Source organism: Nocardioides sp. Root682 (assembly GCF_001427795.1).
Taxonomy (GTDB): Bacteria; Actinomycetota; Actinomycetes; order Propionibacteriales; family Nocardioidaceae; genus Nocardioides.
In genome coordinates this window covers 72,472-86,573 of sequence record NZ_LMHJ01000002.1, presented here as the reverse complement: position 1 = coordinate 86,573, position 14,102 = coordinate 72,472, and the positions used below count along the sequence as shown (strand labels likewise).

Genomic DNA, 14,102 nt, shown 5'->3' with positions numbered 1-14,102 from the left:
GGCGTGCCCTTGCGTCAGGCCTTCCAGTCGAGGAACACCCCAGCCGCGGCCACGGCCACGAACCACCAGACGAAGGCGAACACACCGAGGGGGACCAGCCGCTGCGGGACCGGCGTCCACCACGCGAAGCAGGACAGGAGCATCACCAGCCAGGTCAGCAACAGGACGACAGCGACCCAGACCGGGACCAGCCAGAAGGCCACGCCGTAGAGGAAGCCCGCGGAGACGACCAGACCCAGGCCGATGAACGGGCCTGACGAGATCTGCCTGCCCGTGGCAGGGTCGATGACCACCGGACGGATCCGGCGGCGACGGGAGTACGGCACCTACTGACCGACCTTCACTCGGGCTCGACGTCGTCGTTCCAGACCGGGTCCTCGTCCCAGGCCTCCGTGCGCTCGGCGGCCTTCTCGAGCGCACGCGATGCCTCGGCCTCCGTGTCGTACGGTCCGAGCCGATCCTTGTTGGGGCACCCTTCGGTGCCTTCGACGGTGTGGTGGGTGAGGCAGAACCAGTACGCCATGGAGAAAAACTACCGCGCGGTGACGATGGGGTCATGTCCTGCAACATCCGTGTTACCGAACGTGAGTAAGGTCCGAGGATGAGCACGATGTTCGAGGGGTACGGAACCAACGGACCGGCCTACGACGAGATGTTCGACGGCGCCCAACTGCGCCCGCCGTACCTCCGGATGCGCGACTCGCTCGACAAGATGAGCACGCCCGAGCTGATCAGCCGCGTCGAGGCGCTGCAGGCCAGCTATCTCGACCAGGGCATCACCTTCGACATCGGCGGCGAAGAGCGCGCCATGCCGCTCGACATCCTGCCGCGCGTGATCGAGATGGACACGTGGTCGGTGATCGAGAAGGGCCTGCAGCAACGGGTCCAGGCGCTCGAGATGCTCCTTGCTGACGTGTACGACGCCGGCAACGTCTTCGACGACGGAGTGATCCCGCGGGCCGTGATCACGACCAGCTCCCACTTCCACCGGCAGGCGGCGGGCGTCCGCCCGGCCAACGGGGTGCGGGTGCACGTCGCGGGGATCGACCTGATCCGCGACAACCTCGGCGAGTTCCGGGTGCTCGAGGACAACGTACGGGTGCCGTCGGGCGTGTCGTACGTGATGACCAGTCGGCGCGCGATCTCCGCCGCGCTGCCCGAGACCATCACGCAGCACCGGATCCGGCCGGTCGCCAGCTATCCGCAGCGGCTGCTCGCCGCACTGCGCGCTGCGGCACCAGCGGGCGTGGCGGACCCGACGGTCGTCGTACTGACTCCGGGCGTCTACAACGGCGCCTACTTCGAGCACACCCTGCTGGCACGGACGATGGGCGTCGAGCTGGTCGAGGGGCGCGACCTGGTCTGCAAGCGCGGCGAGGTGATGATGCGCACCACCAAGGGGCTGGCCCCGGTGCACGTCATCTATCGCCGCATCGACGACGAGTTCCTCGACCCGGTGCACTTCCGCGCCGACTCGATGCTCGGCTGTCCCGGCCTGATCGACGCGGCCCGTGCCGGCAACGTGACGCTGGCCAACGCGGTCGGCAACGGGGTCGCGGACGACAAACTCGTCTACACCTACATGCCCGACATCATTCGCTACTATCTGCGCGAGGAGCCGGTGATCCGCAACGTCGACACCTGGCGCTGCGGTGACGCCGCGGCTCGCGAGGAGGTGCTCGACCGGATCGACGAGCTGGTCGTGAAGCCCGTCGACGGGTCCGGTGGCAAGGGCATCGTGATCGGGCCGCGCGCGACGCGCGCCGAGCTCGACGAGCTGCGCGCCAAGGTGATCGAGGATCCCCGCGCGTGGATCGCCCAGCCGGTGGTGCAGCTGTCGACCGTGCCGACCTTCGTCGACGGCGAGCTCGGTCCGCGCCACGTCGACCTGCGACCGTTCGCGGTCAACGACGGGAACCGCGTGTGGGTGCTGCCCGGCGGGCTCACCCGGGTGGCGCTCGGCAAGGGCGAGCTGATCGTGAACTCCTCGCGCGGCGGCGGCACCAAGGACACCTGGGTGCTGGCGGGTCCGACGAGCGCCGAGCAGGCGCAGTCCGCTCCTCCGACGGAGACCCCGACGCAGACGCAGTCCCAGGCACAGGGTCACGTGCAGTCACAGTCCCAGTCGCAGGGGGTGGAGTGATGCTGAGCCGGATCGCCGAGTCGCTCTTCTGGATCGGCCGCTACATCGAGCGGGCCGACGACACCGCCCGGATCCTCGACGTGCAGTCCCAGCTGCTGCTCGAGGACGGATCGGTCGACGAGACCCAGACCTGCCGCGACCTGCTGGCCTGCATGGGCGTCGAGGCGGACATCGCGGCCGAGTTCGGGGTCGACGTCCGCGGCCCGGTGACCATCGAGCAGGTGCTGCGGCTGCTCGCCTACGACCCGCAGTGCCCCAACTCGATCGCGGCCATCCTGTCCTCGGCGCGCGAGTCCGCCCGCGGTGCACGCGAGACGCTGACCGTGCCGCTGTGGGAGGTCATCAACACCACCTGGCGCCCGATCCCCTCGGGGCACTTCGAGACCCTCCGGCCGCCGTACGTCTTCCAGTGGGTGCGCGAACGCGCGGCACTGATCACCGGTACTGCCGACGCCACCATGACCCGCGACGAGAGCTGGCAGTTCATCATGCTCGGGCGCAGCATCGAGCGCGCCGACATGACCTCCCGCCTGGTGGCCACCACGGCGCTGTCGAGCGCCGCCGACCGGTGGACGTCCGCGCTGCGCGCGTCGGGGGCGTACGACGCGTTCCTGCGCACCTATCGCGGGATCGAGACCGACCGGGCTGCAGCGGAGTTCCTGTTGCTGGACCGGCTGTTCCCGCGGTCGGTGGTGTTCGCGCTCAACCGCGCCGAGCACGCGCTGGACAACATCGGTGGCGACCCGCACCGCGCCGGCTTCCAGGACGAGGCGCACCGGTTGATCGGCCGGATCCGCGCGGAGCTGGAGTACCGCTCGCTGGCGGACCTGATCGCCGACGTACCCGACGAGATGGAGCGGCTGCAACGCACCTGTGCCGCGGCCACCGACGCGATCAGCCACCGCTACTTCGCCGGCGCCGAAGCCGTGGCCTGGAAGGGAGTCGGAGTATGAGCATGCAACTACGGATCGTGCACACCTCGAAGTACGAGTACGACGGCCGGGCCGCCGCGTCCTACAACCAGGCCCGGATGACACCGGTGACCACGCCCGAGCAGATCGTCGTGCACAACCGGCTCGAGGTGACCCCGAAGCCGTGGACCTCCACGTCCACCGACTACTTCGGCTGCCAGGTGACGGCGTTCGAGGTGGTCGACCCCCACGACGTCATGACGGTGACGGCGACCTCGACGGTGCAGGTGAACCGCACCGGCTCCCCCGTCGCCACGACCCCCTGGTCGTCGTACTCCGAACGCGAGGTGAGCGACCGCTGGACGGAGTTCCTCGTCCTCAACGACCTCGTCGCACCGCCGGACGACTTCGCCCAGCAGGTCGCGGCGATCGGCGCCGCGTCCGCGATGCCGGGCTTCGCCGCCCTCGAGGTCTGCCGCCTGGTGCACGAGCAGATCGACTTCCTGCCGGGCTCCACCGACGTCGAATCACCCGCCGCGGAGGCGTGGCAGCAGCGTGCCGGCGTCATCCAGGACATGGTCCACCTGACCATCGGCGCCCTGCGCACGCTCGGCATCCCCGCGCGCTACGTCTCCGGCTACGTCCACCCCGTCGAGGACCCGGTCATCGGCGAGACCGTCGCCGGTGACTCGCACGCCTGGGTCGAGTGGTGGGACGACGGCTGGCAGGGCTTCGACCCGGGCACCAACGCAGCGCCCGGAAACCGGTACGTCGCCATCGGCCACGGCCGTGACTACACCGACGTCCCGCCACTGCGCGGGATCTACTCGGGCGCGAAGACGGCCAAGCTCGACGTGCTCGTCGAGGTCACCCGGATCAGCTGACCCGGGACGAAAGGCCCGGGTTCCGGCATTCGCCGGTTGCTTTGGTGAATCCTCTCTAATGTCGTCGGCATGAACCGACGCTTCGCTGCAGCCCTGGCCGCTGTCGCCCTCTCCATGCCCGTGACCGTGGCGCTTGCCCCCGCAGCCGATGCGGCCGGCACCTACTACTCCAGCTGCACCAAGCTCGCCAAGGTCTACCCCCACGGGGTGGCGAAGAGCGCGACCGCTGCCGCCCGCCAGGTGCGAGCCGGATACGGGCGCCCGTCCACGACCACACGCGCCAAGAAGGTCTACTGGGCGAACTACAAGCGCCTCGATCGCGACCGCGACGGCACCGCCTGCGAGCGCTGACCGGGCCCGAGGCTGGACCTCAGCCGACCCGTCCCGCGCTCCGCTCGACACGCAGGACGTCGTACTCGTGCTCGGGGTCGCCCGTCATCACCGCAGCCAGCCGCAGGTGCGGAAGCGCTTCGTCGTACTTCGACTGGCGCTCGAGCGAACGCCCGAGGGTGTGCCGTGACCAGGTGTCCGTCGGGTCCTCCTCCACGAGCGTCGTGAGCTCGGCGGTGGCCTTCGCGAGGTGCGCGCTCTGGAAGAACGCCCACGCCCGGAGCGACCGCAGCCCGCGGTTGGCAGGCTCCTCGACCAGAGCCGGTTCGAGCACCTCGAGCGCCTCACGCGGTGCGTTGCGGCTGAGCAGGTCGTGAGCAGTCCGGTACGCCGACGCGTGCTCGCGGGTCGCGCCCGGCCTCCACCCATCAATAGGGGCCATCACGGGCGCCTGAAGACGGATCTCGCTCATGGCCGTACCAACCGTCCGCGGGATGCGGTTGTTCCCCGGGGCCGGTGGTTGAGGTGCGAGCGAAGCGCGCCTCGAAACCCTCGGAACGCCCCCGCACCACTAGGGTGACCAACGGACGGGCTGGTCGGGCGACCGCGTGATCTCCGCCGTGAGGCGACAGGTCCCGAGGAAAGTCCGGGCTCCACAGAGCAGGGTGGTGGGTAACACCCACCCGGGGTGACCCGCGGGAAAGTGCCACAGAAAACAGACCGCCGCCGCTCTCCGGAGCAGCGGTAAGGGTGAAACGGTGGGGCAAGAGCCCACCAGTGCCTCGGGTGACCGGGGCAGCTAGGCAAACCCCACCCGGAGCAAGACCAGACAGCACGCGTTCGAGGGCTGCTCGCCCGAGCGTGCGGGTAGGTTGCTGGAGGCTGTCGGCAACGGCAGCCGTAGATGGATGGTCGCCGGCTCGAAAGAGTCACAGAACCCGGCTTACAGACCAGCCCGTCCACCAAACCCCGCATGTGCGGGATCTTTTCCCTTCGCAGGCGAGCCGCCCCTGTTCGGGCCGACCACCCCGATAGCGTCCGCGGGTGGCCAGTTCCCGCCGATCCAGCGCTCGTCGACGCAGCGCGTCCCCGCGCCGGGGCGGGTCACGACAGCCACAGCGGCCGCTGCCAGCCGCCGGTCCGGGCGAGCGGCTGTGGGTGCTCGACGTCCCCTACGGGACCCAGGTCGATGGCGCCACCTGGCACTCAGCCGTCAAGACCCACCTGTACGTCGGGCGCGCGTTGCCCGCACACCTCGCGCCGTACTCGCCGGGCCCGTACACGCTCGGTCGGTTCATCGAGAACAACCTGAATCCCGAGAGCCCGACGCCCGGCCCCGAGGCGACCGAGGAGCTCGAGCCGCGGAGGATCCAGTTCGAGGCAGCCGATGCGATCGCGGCGCGCGCCGCGGCGGGCGGACGGCAGTTCCTGCTGGCCGACGAGCCCGGCGTGGGCAAGACGATCGCGGCAGTCCTCGGAGCGACGGCGGTGGGCGACCTCCGCGGTGCGCGACGCGTGCTCGTCATCGCCGACCGGCCCGCCGCGATCACGATCGGCCACTGGTGCCGCACGATCACGGCACTGGGGCATGGCGGTCTGGAATGGGTGGTGATCACGTGGGACCGGCTGGACAAGGTCACGGACCACACGTGGGACGTGATCATCGCGGACGAGGCCCACGCGCTGCGCCGTACGACGACGAAGCGGTGGAAGCTCTGGGCGCGGATCTCCGGTCACGGGAAGCCGCACGACAAGGCACCGTTCGTCATCGCGACGACGGCGACGCCCGGACACACCCCGCTCGAGCTGCCGTACCTGGCTCCGGCCTATGCGCAGGTGCTCGGCGAGTCGATGAAGGAGTGGACCTCGGCGACGCAACCCGGTGCCCTGTTCGCCACGGCGCTCGAACGCCACGGCGTCGCGGTGGAGCACGGACGCTACGGCGCGACCTGGACCACCGATCCGGCGCGACGCGCCGCAGACCTGAAGCTGGTGCGCAGCTGGCTCGATGAGGAGCGGCCCCCGGCGATGCTGCACCGCGCGGCTCCATGGGGGCCGGTGCCGATCTCCGGCATGCCGGTGGCGCTGACGCCGGCCGAGCGGACGGCGTACGAGGCCCAGTGGGGAGAGTTCTGTCGTGAGATGGACATCGCCCGGCACGGCCGGAACGTCGCGAAGGGCCGCGCCGCGCTGCTTCGCTTCCGGCAGAAGGCCGGGCTGATCCGCGTCGACTCGACGGTTGCCTGGATCGCCCAGCAGGTCCAGGCCGAGCGACAGGTGGCGTGCTCGGTCGAGTTCGTGGGGACAGCCGCCGACCCGATCACCGACCGACTCCGCGACTCCGGCATCGAGGTGGCCACGATCTATGGCCGCGACCGGTTCGATCCCGAGGCCGAGCGGCTGCGGTTCCAGACCGGGCAGGCGAAGGTCTGCGTCTTCACCACGGTCGCCTCGATCAGCCTGCACGCCGGCGAGACCCTCGCCGACGGCCGACAGGCGAGCACCGAGCCCCGCGTCGGCGTCTTCCACCAGGCCCGCTTCTCGGGCATCGCGGGACGGCAGGTGACCGGACGCACCCACCGTGACCACCAGGTCTCGCCGTGGCACATCGCGTACGCCGAGGGCACCGTCGAGGAGCAGGTCGGCAAGGTGATGGTGGAGCGGATCGCCGCGGCCTCCGACACGGTGGGCAGCGACACCACTGGCCTGGCCGACCTCGCCCAGCTCCTCGGAGCCGACTGGCTGCCGACCACGACGCTGACCGAGGACGGCGCCTGACATACTACGAACCGGTCAGCCTCGAAAGAGTCTGGCTTCGCGGACGTGGTGTAGTCGCAGCACGCTTCCCTTCCAGGGAAGGGGTCGAGGTTCAAATCCTCGCGTCCGCTCCACAGGCAGAGAGTCAGCGGCTCGTCAGCTCGTCCTCCTGATTCCGACCCTCAGGGCTGGAACAAGGAGGAGATGCGCGACCTTGCTGATGTGAAGTCCGTCCGCTGCGCGACCCCGTCGTCCCAGAGGCGCAATCACCTTCCTGGTGTCGAGGGCGCGGCCGCCCCTCGAACGCACGAGCGCGCTCGCCTGCGTCGCAAAGTGGCGCATCTTGTCGTCGTCGTGGTCCGTCGCCCTCGCGTCGACGCCGGGGCTGGCGACCATCAGGACCGGGGTGGGAGCGACCCGCTCGACCAGTGCCTGGATCGAGCTGAGGAACGCGGGCAGCTCGTTCGGCGTGGAGCGACAACAGTCATTGCTGCCCACCGAAACGGCGATCACGTCGAACGTGCCCGGGTCGAGATCTCCCAGCTGATCGAGCAGGTCGGACGCAACTGCTCCGCCCACCGCGCGCACGGTGCAATTGCGGCCGATGAGACGGTCGTACGCCCGGAACCGCGCGAGATGACTGTCGCCCAGAAGCAATACGGACATCCCCGCTCCTTCGTCTGTTTGGAGCAGTTTGCCCCAAGGGGCGGACAGAGGGGCGCGACAGGGCCGAGCTGGGGACATGGGGGCGCGCTGAGGACTAGCGTGCCGACATGTTGACCAAGTGCTGGCGGCTCCTGCTCGGTACGCGAGTGACGCCGCCCGAGCCGACCGAAACACGCTTCCTGCATCCGGAACGCCGCGACTACAGGCTCGGGGTCCTGTGGACGCTTCTGCTCGGCGCTCTGCTCGCTCTCAACGAGACCAACGGGCTGGCTCGTGGGTTCGTCGCCGGAGGCGAGGCGGCGATGGACTTCGGTGCCCTGTCGGGCCTCCGGTTCGAGAGCGTCTGGGACTTCTGGGCCCTCCCGATGGCCGCGGAGGACCTCACGGCCTGGAACCGGCTGTTGCGGTTCTTCATCGTGCTCGACTTCGGCTTCATCGCGGTCTACACGCTGCTCCTGCGCAGGATCGTGCGCGCAGGCTTCGTGCCGGCGGGATGGCGCGGACTCCTCGACGGCGCCGTCGTGGCCCTCTGCACCTTCGACGTGCTCGAGAACGTCGTCATGGTCATCGCCGGGAACCAGCGGGTCAACGAGGGCCCTGCGGGCGGCTACGAGCCGTGGCCTCTCCTCTGGCTGCTCACAGCCCTCAAGTGGAGCGCGCTCGCCGTCGTACTCGGATCGTTCGTGATCATGCTGATCTCGAAGGACCGGGGCGAGGTCGTGAAGCCGTGGCGGACCGCGCTCTGGGTGCAGCGGTACTCCCTGTTCGCCTTCCTCCCGGTCGCTGCCCTCGCCTGCCTGCCGGTCCCGAAGGTCGGGGACCAGGTCCCGGACATCGAGCGACGGTGGCTCGACGGTCACGAGACGTCGCACCTCGTGTGGGCAGTGGTGGCGACCCTGGTCGTGATCGCGCCCGCCATCTTCTTCCTCGGGCGCCTCCGTGCGGACTGCGCATTCAAACGGTCCTGTGACGAGGCGACGGACGGCCGCGGTTGGCCGTGGTACTACCCCAAGGGCGAGCCGCGCGAGGCGCACCTGTGGCACTGGCTGATCGCACCGGCGATCGTCTCGGCCCTGTTCGGCCTCGCAAAGATCCGCGACTGGCCGACCGACGGGAAGCGCCTCGTCGTCTTCTGCCTCATCACGGTGTCCGTGCCTGTCGCGTCCTGCGTCGTGCGATGGCACTTCCAGAAGCGGGCGAAGAAGACCCACTACAAGGGGCCTGCCGCACGGCAGGAGACTGCCACCACCGATCCCGAGCACGTGATGGCCGTCGGTGACGCGCTGGCCATAGCGGCGGTGGCCGCCGTGGGCCTTGGCATGATGCGCGCCTGGATCGGGCTGCTCGCTGTCGGCGTCTCGACGGAGGACATCGATGTGCCCTGGCAGCTGTGGCTGGCGACACCGCTGGCTGTCGCCGCCGCGGTGGTGCCGTGGTTCCTCGCCGGGCCGGTGCTGAAGCGCCTCGACATCGCCGAACCAGCGACCGGGAAGGAATCGCAGCTCGCGGTCTGGGCGACTCCGACCGCCCCGCTGTACGAGGACCAGGACACCGGAAGGACCAGGGTCACCGGCGACAACAGTCAGTGGATCCGTGTCCTCCTGCTCGCCGGATCCGGCGGTGCCTTCGGATGGATGGCCTTCAACCCCATCGGTTGGGCTTCCGCTCTCGGTGTCGTCGCGTCCGTGACCCTGGCTCTCGGCGCGGCGATGATGCTGCTCGGCGTGGTCGTCGCCTACTCCCAGGAGAGCCGACCACCCGAGATCCTGCTCGTCGTCCCGAGGCCCTGGCTGACCGCCACGCCGATCGTGCCGTTCATCGTGATCGGCCTCGTCACCACTGCCCTGATCGGCTCGCCGACCTTCGTCCACGGCATCGACCAGGACAAGCAGGAGTACCGGGCGGTGCCCCCTCGTCCAACACTCGCCGAGGCCTTCACGACCTGGGCCGACAACCCCTCGCCCTGTGTCGCTCCCGATGCGATCACGGTGACGATCGACGGCAAGGAGAAGGCGTTCGACGCCCGACCGATGCTGATCCTGGCCGCCGAGGGCGGCGGGATCCGCGCGACGTACTGGACGGCGCAGGGACTCGAGGAGGTCGCGGACGCCGGAGGGACCTGTGGCCAGAAGATGACGCTCTTCTCCACCGGCGCCAGTGGCGGTTCCCTCGGGCTCACCGTCGGTCGGTACGACGACGAGCCCCTGGCAACCATCGATGCCATCCGCGGCCCGGACTCACTCGGCGCCGGGGCCGTCGCTCTCGTGACCGGGGACCTGCTCGCCTCGACGACGGGCATCCGGATCGGCGCTCCGGCGGCCGACACGGACCCGGACGGCACCGACCGCGCCGCCACCATGCAGGAGGTCTGGGTGGAGGCGTGGGACGAGGCGGGCACCGGCGACGGCCCCGCCGATCACCGATTCATCGAGGAGGACGACTCGGCGCTGGACACCGTGACCGGTCACCTCGTCCTGACCTCGACCGACTCGTACGACGGGTGCCGGGCGTTGTGGAGCCAGATCGACCTGTCTCCGCCGGAGATGAGCGCCGCACCATCGATGACCGAGACCAGCAACGCACCGGGTTGCGGCACCGGTGGGGCCGGGCCGAACAGCTACGACGTCCTCGGCTCCTTCGGGGCCACCGAGGCGACGACCCTCGACGCCGACGACCACTGCGTCGGCAACGTCAGCGCCCTGACGGCCGGCCTGGTCTCCGGGCGATTCCCGTACGTGACGCCCTCGGCGGTGGTGGGGCCCTGCGGCGAGCTGACCGAGACACCCCTGGTCGACGGTGGGATCACCGACAACACGGGACTCGGCACGGTCATCGACCTGGCGTCGCAGTGGGGGCCGCTCGTCCGGGCCCACAACGACGAGGTGCTCGCCGCCGGCACGGGCTCGTTGATCCTGCCGATGGTCGTCTACCTCGACAACGGCCCTGCGACGAGCTTCGGCATCGACCAGCGCGGCGGGTCGATCGCCGAGAGCCTGATCCCGTTGTGGGCCATCAGCGCTGCCGCCACCCGGCAGGCTCCGACGAGTGCACTGCTGCGGCAGGGTGCCGACGCCGCGGAGCGGTTCCTGTGCTCAGAGCCGAGCGTCGTCGCCCCGGTCGCCGACCCCACGCCGTGCCAGCAGCTGCTCCAGCAGCAGACGCCCGAGCCGCAGGTCTTCGTGGTGCACCAGGCGACGCAACCGACCCTGTCGGCCCCACTCGGGTGGGTGCTGTCCGACGCGAGCGTCGAGGATCTCGTGTCCGACATGGCGGAAGCCCGGTCCACGGGCTGCCCGACCGACGCGAGTGCCTCGACCGAACCCGCCGATCCCGTTTGCGTCGACGGTCATGGCACCCTCTTCGACCTCCGCAAGCGGCTGGAGTCGTTCCGGGAGGAGTAGCTCTCCGGAAAACGGCCAGCGCCCTGGTTGGCCGGCGGCAAATCCTTCATCCGGACCCTTTACGTGACGGGCGTCACACAGGCAAGATCAAGTCGCCGCAACAAGCGGCGCTGTTCTCGACCCACCCTTACCCGGGTTTCTCCCAGGGAGCATCATGAAAAACAGCAGGTTCTCGCGGCGGCCAATGCGCGCAGCCGCCGTCGTCTCCACTCTCGCACTGGCCGCCGTTGCTCTGGCCGGCACAGGCGGGCCAGGAGCGACATCAGCGGCCCCCGCGAACGCGCCCACCGGCGCAAGCGCATCCGACGACGTCTACATCAACTACGTCGCTCCACGAGCTGATCGCTCCGTTGCCGACGACGTGAAGATCGACAAGAAGACCGGCAAGATCTCCACCAAGAAGTACGGCAGCGACGCCCTGGCGCGCGCCTATGAGGTCGACCGGAAGAACGCCCGGGGCAACCCGGTCACCGCTCGGCAGCTCGCCAGGCTGGAGGCCAAGGCCCTGAAGACGGGCAAGAGCCCGAAGGCGATCAAGGGCTCCAAGACCCAACAGACCGCGAAGCTGCTCACGATCCTGGTGGACTTCAACCCAGCCGCGAACGACGACTTCACCGGCGTCATGGTGCCGGAGACGGTCTTCGAGAGCCGCACGTGTGTCGCCGGCGACGTGCAGAACGGCCCGGTGCACAACAACATCCCGAACCCGGCGAACGCCTCGCACCCGGACAACAACTCGATGTGGGTGCCGGACTTCTCGTCCCAGCACTACAACAACATGCTCTACACCAAGACGGGCATCACGCAGCGGGTGCGCACCGACCTGACCGGCCCTGACGGTCAACCCGGCTTCGACATCTCCGGCTACACGATGAAGAACATGTACGAAGAGATGTCCAAGGGCGCCTACACCGTGAGTGGCTCGGCAACTCCATGGGTCCAGGTCCCGCACTCCGAGGCCTGGTACTCCGCCTCCCGGTGCTACCTCGACAACGGCGTGTGGACGGCCCCGATCCCGCAGGCGAACTCCGGTCACCCGGACAACCCCGGCGGCGTCCAGACGATGGCCAAGGACGCGATCAACACCCTGGCCGCGACGCAGCCCAACTTCCCGTGGGCGGACTACGACCTCGAGGACCAGGGCGACATCGACGGTGACGGCAACGTGCTCGAGCCCGACGGCGTCGTGGACCACCTCGTGCTGGTGCACGCTGGTGAGGACAAGTCCGGTGGCGGCGGCGCGCAGGGCATCTACTCCATCTGGGCGCACTCCTCCACCGTGGTTCCGGGCTACGACATCCCCGGAACCGACATGAAGGTCGCGAACTACATCGTCCAGCCGGAGGACTCCGGCGTCGGCGTGTTCGCCCACGAGTACGGCCACGACCTCGGTCTTCCGGACCTGTACGACATCAGCGGTGCCGGCGAGTCCGACATCGACTTCTGGGACCTGATGAGCTCCGGTTCGCACTCCGGCCCGATCTTCCAGTCGCTGCCCACCCACATGGGTCTCTGGGACAAGTGGGTTCTCGGCTGGGCCGACCCGCTCCAGCTCAACCCGGGCGACCCAGAGCGCGACGTGATCGTCGGCCAGACCTCACGCACCCCGAAGGGCACCAAGGACGGCGTCAAGGTCAACCTGCCGCCGAAGGTGATCACCCTGGCGCAGCCGCACAGTGGCGACAGCATGTGGTACACCGACGCGGACCAGGCCTGGGCGGACAACCGTCTGACCCGGGACATCGCCGTACCCAACAATGCTGACGCACGCTTCAACGTGTGGAACAACTACGTCCTCGAAGAGGACTGGGACTACGGCTTCGTCGAGGTGTCCACTGATGGTGGAACCACCTGGAGCGAGCAGAAGGTCTACACCGGCGACGACGTCGAGGTGTCGACACCGGACGGGTACTCCGACCCGAACGGCCGGATGCACGACTTCGGCGACAAGTTGTACGGTCTCACCGGCGACAGCGAGGGCTGGCGTCTCGACTACGTGAAGCTCGGTGCCTTCGCAGGCCAGAACATCAAGCTGCGCCTGCGTGTGACCACCGACGAAGCGTTCCAGGAGCGCGGCTGGTTCGCGGACGACTTCTCCGTGACCGGCGGCGGAGCCACCACCTGGAGCGACGACGCGGAGACGGACGGCGACTGGACGGCGACGGTGGGCTCGTTCACCGACACCACCGGCGCCGGCTGGCACCGTGACTCCGGTACGTCGACCCGCACGCAGTACTACCTGATCGAGTGGCGCAACTACGACGGCTTCGACAAGGGCCTCCAGTACGCCTACGACTCCAGCTACAGCCACGACGCGTGGAAGGTGGAGAAGATCAAGTACAACGCGCCGGGCATGCTGGTCTGGTACCGCGACACGACGTACGACAACTACAACGCCATCACGGCGAACACGACCGCCCTGCCCAGCGCAGGCTCGAAGGGCGGCCTGCTCCTGGTCGACAGCCACTACGACCCGTTCCGTCGGACCGGAGTTGCTGCCGAAAAGGACCCGAGCACGCTGAACAACATGCCCGGACGTCCGCAGTCCTCGAACATCGCCTTCGGCCTGGTCCCGACCAAGCCGTTCCGTGAGTGCTTCGAGCTGCTGCCGGCCGAGCCGTTCAGCGAGTACTGCACGGACATCGCCGCTCAGGCACCGGTGAGCACCTTCACCGACGAACGGACGTGGTACCCGGGCATCGAGATCCGCGGCAGCAGCGTGTTCTTCCGGGACATCGACGCCTCGGTCGTCGTGCCCTCGGCAGGCAACGCGCCGTACTCGACCAGGGTCGTGGACGCCAACGGCAACCCGTTGCCGGCGTACTACGGGCTGGACCTGGGCATCAACAGCCTTCTGGGCACCGGTAATCCGGACGACGAGGGCGTCTCCTTCCACACCAAATTCCAGGTGCTGGAGGTGAAGAGCGGCAACACGGCGGCGAAGATCCACATCGTGCCGCCGACCCCCTAGCCGTCCGGGGGAACCACGCAGGCTGCCGACGCCAGGACT

General features: G+C 69.0%; 11 protein-coding genes, 1 tRNA gene and 1 other RNA gene. 9 read left to right on the top strand and 4 right to left on the bottom strand.

The window, feature by feature from the left end; genetic code table 11:
- Positions 1-14: 14 nt before the first annotated feature.
- Together ASD84_RS12760 and ASD84_RS12755 are read right to left on the bottom strand one after the other, a co-directional pair.
- Positions 15-326: a hypothetical protein gene (locus tag ASD84_RS12760; RefSeq protein WP_056711137.1), complete on the bottom strand. Its 312-nt coding sequence runs from the start codon at positions 324-326 to the stop codon at positions 15-17.
- A gap of 14 nt (positions 327-340) precedes the next feature.
- Positions 341-523, bottom strand: coding sequence for a hypothetical protein (locus ASD84_RS12755; RefSeq protein WP_056711135.1), 183 nt, complete (start codon positions 521-523; stop codon positions 341-343).
- A 78-nt stretch (positions 524-601) separates the two neighbouring features.
- On the opposite strand from ASD84_RS12755, the gene ASD84_RS12750 reads away from it, so the two are divergent.
- From ASD84_RS12750 to ASD84_RS12735, 4 genes are all read left to right on the top strand, one after another.
- Positions 602-2,143, top strand: a complete 1,542-nt coding sequence (locus ASD84_RS12750) for a circularly permuted type 2 ATP-grasp protein (RefSeq protein ID WP_082573453.1) — start codon at positions 602-604, stop codon at positions 2,141-2,143.
- Positions 2,143-3,096 (top strand): alpha-E domain-containing protein, encoded by a 954-nt coding sequence (locus ASD84_RS12745; RefSeq protein ID WP_056711131.1) that lies wholly within the window; start codon positions 2,143-2,145, stop codon positions 3,094-3,096. Before ASD84_RS12750 ends, ASD84_RS12745 begins: the two co-directional genes overlap by 1 nt.
- Positions 3,093-3,938 carry a transglutaminase family protein gene (locus ASD84_RS12740; RefSeq protein ID WP_056914052.1) on the top strand — a complete coding sequence of 282 codons (846 nt, stop codon included), beginning with the start codon at positions 3,093-3,095 and terminating at the stop codon, positions 3,936-3,938. Before ASD84_RS12745 ends, ASD84_RS12740 begins: the two co-directional genes overlap by 4 nt.
- Before the next feature lie 69 nt (positions 3,939-4,007).
- A complete protein-coding gene (locus tag ASD84_RS12735; RefSeq protein WP_056711127.1) occupies positions 4,008-4,289 on the top strand; it encodes an excalibur calcium-binding domain-containing protein in 282 nt (93 codons plus the stop codon).
- 19 nt (positions 4,290-4,308) lie between these two features.
- On the opposite strand, the gene ASD84_RS12730 is transcribed toward ASD84_RS12735, so the two are convergent.
- Positions 4,309-4,740, bottom strand: coding sequence for a tetratricopeptide repeat protein (locus ASD84_RS12730; protein WP_082573451.1), 432 nt, complete (start codon positions 4,738-4,740; stop codon positions 4,309-4,311).
- Positions 4,741-4,856: 116 nt separating this feature from the next.
- Between ASD84_RS12730 and rnpB the strand changes: the two genes are divergently transcribed.
- From rnpB to ASD84_RS12720, 3 genes are all read left to right on the top strand, one after another.
- Positions 4,857-5,230: RNase P RNA component class A (rnpB, locus tag ASD84_RS15310), an RNA gene on the top strand.
- 82 nt (positions 5,231-5,312) lie between these two features.
- Positions 5,313-7,046: a helicase gene (locus ASD84_RS12725; RefSeq protein WP_056711125.1), complete on the top strand. Its 1,734-nt coding sequence runs from the start codon at positions 5,313-5,315 to the stop codon at positions 7,044-7,046.
- A gap of 39 nt (positions 7,047-7,085) precedes the next feature.
- A tRNA-Gly gene (locus ASD84_RS12720) sits at positions 7,086-7,159 on the top strand.
- A gap of 22 nt (positions 7,160-7,181) precedes the next feature.
- Here the strand turns inward: ASD84_RS12720 and ASD84_RS12715 are convergent.
- A complete protein-coding gene (locus ASD84_RS12715; protein WP_056711123.1) occupies positions 7,182-7,691 on the bottom strand; it encodes an SGNH/GDSL hydrolase family protein in 510 nt (169 codons plus the stop codon).
- 107 nt (positions 7,692-7,798) lie between these two features.
- On the opposite strand from ASD84_RS12715, the gene ASD84_RS12710 reads away from it, so the two are divergent.
- Together ASD84_RS12710 and ASD84_RS12705 are read left to right on the top strand one after the other, a co-directional pair.
- Positions 7,799-11,092, top strand: a complete 3,294-nt coding sequence (locus tag ASD84_RS12710) for a hypothetical protein (RefSeq protein WP_056711120.1) — start codon at positions 7,799-7,801, stop codon at positions 11,090-11,092.
- 184 nt (positions 11,093-11,276) lie between these two features.
- Positions 11,277-14,063 carry an immune inhibitor A domain-containing protein gene (locus tag ASD84_RS12705; RefSeq protein ID WP_200954555.1) on the top strand — a complete coding sequence of 929 codons (2,787 nt, stop codon included), beginning with the start codon at positions 11,277-11,279 and terminating at the stop codon, positions 14,061-14,063.
- Positions 14,064-14,102 lie beyond the last annotated feature (39 nt).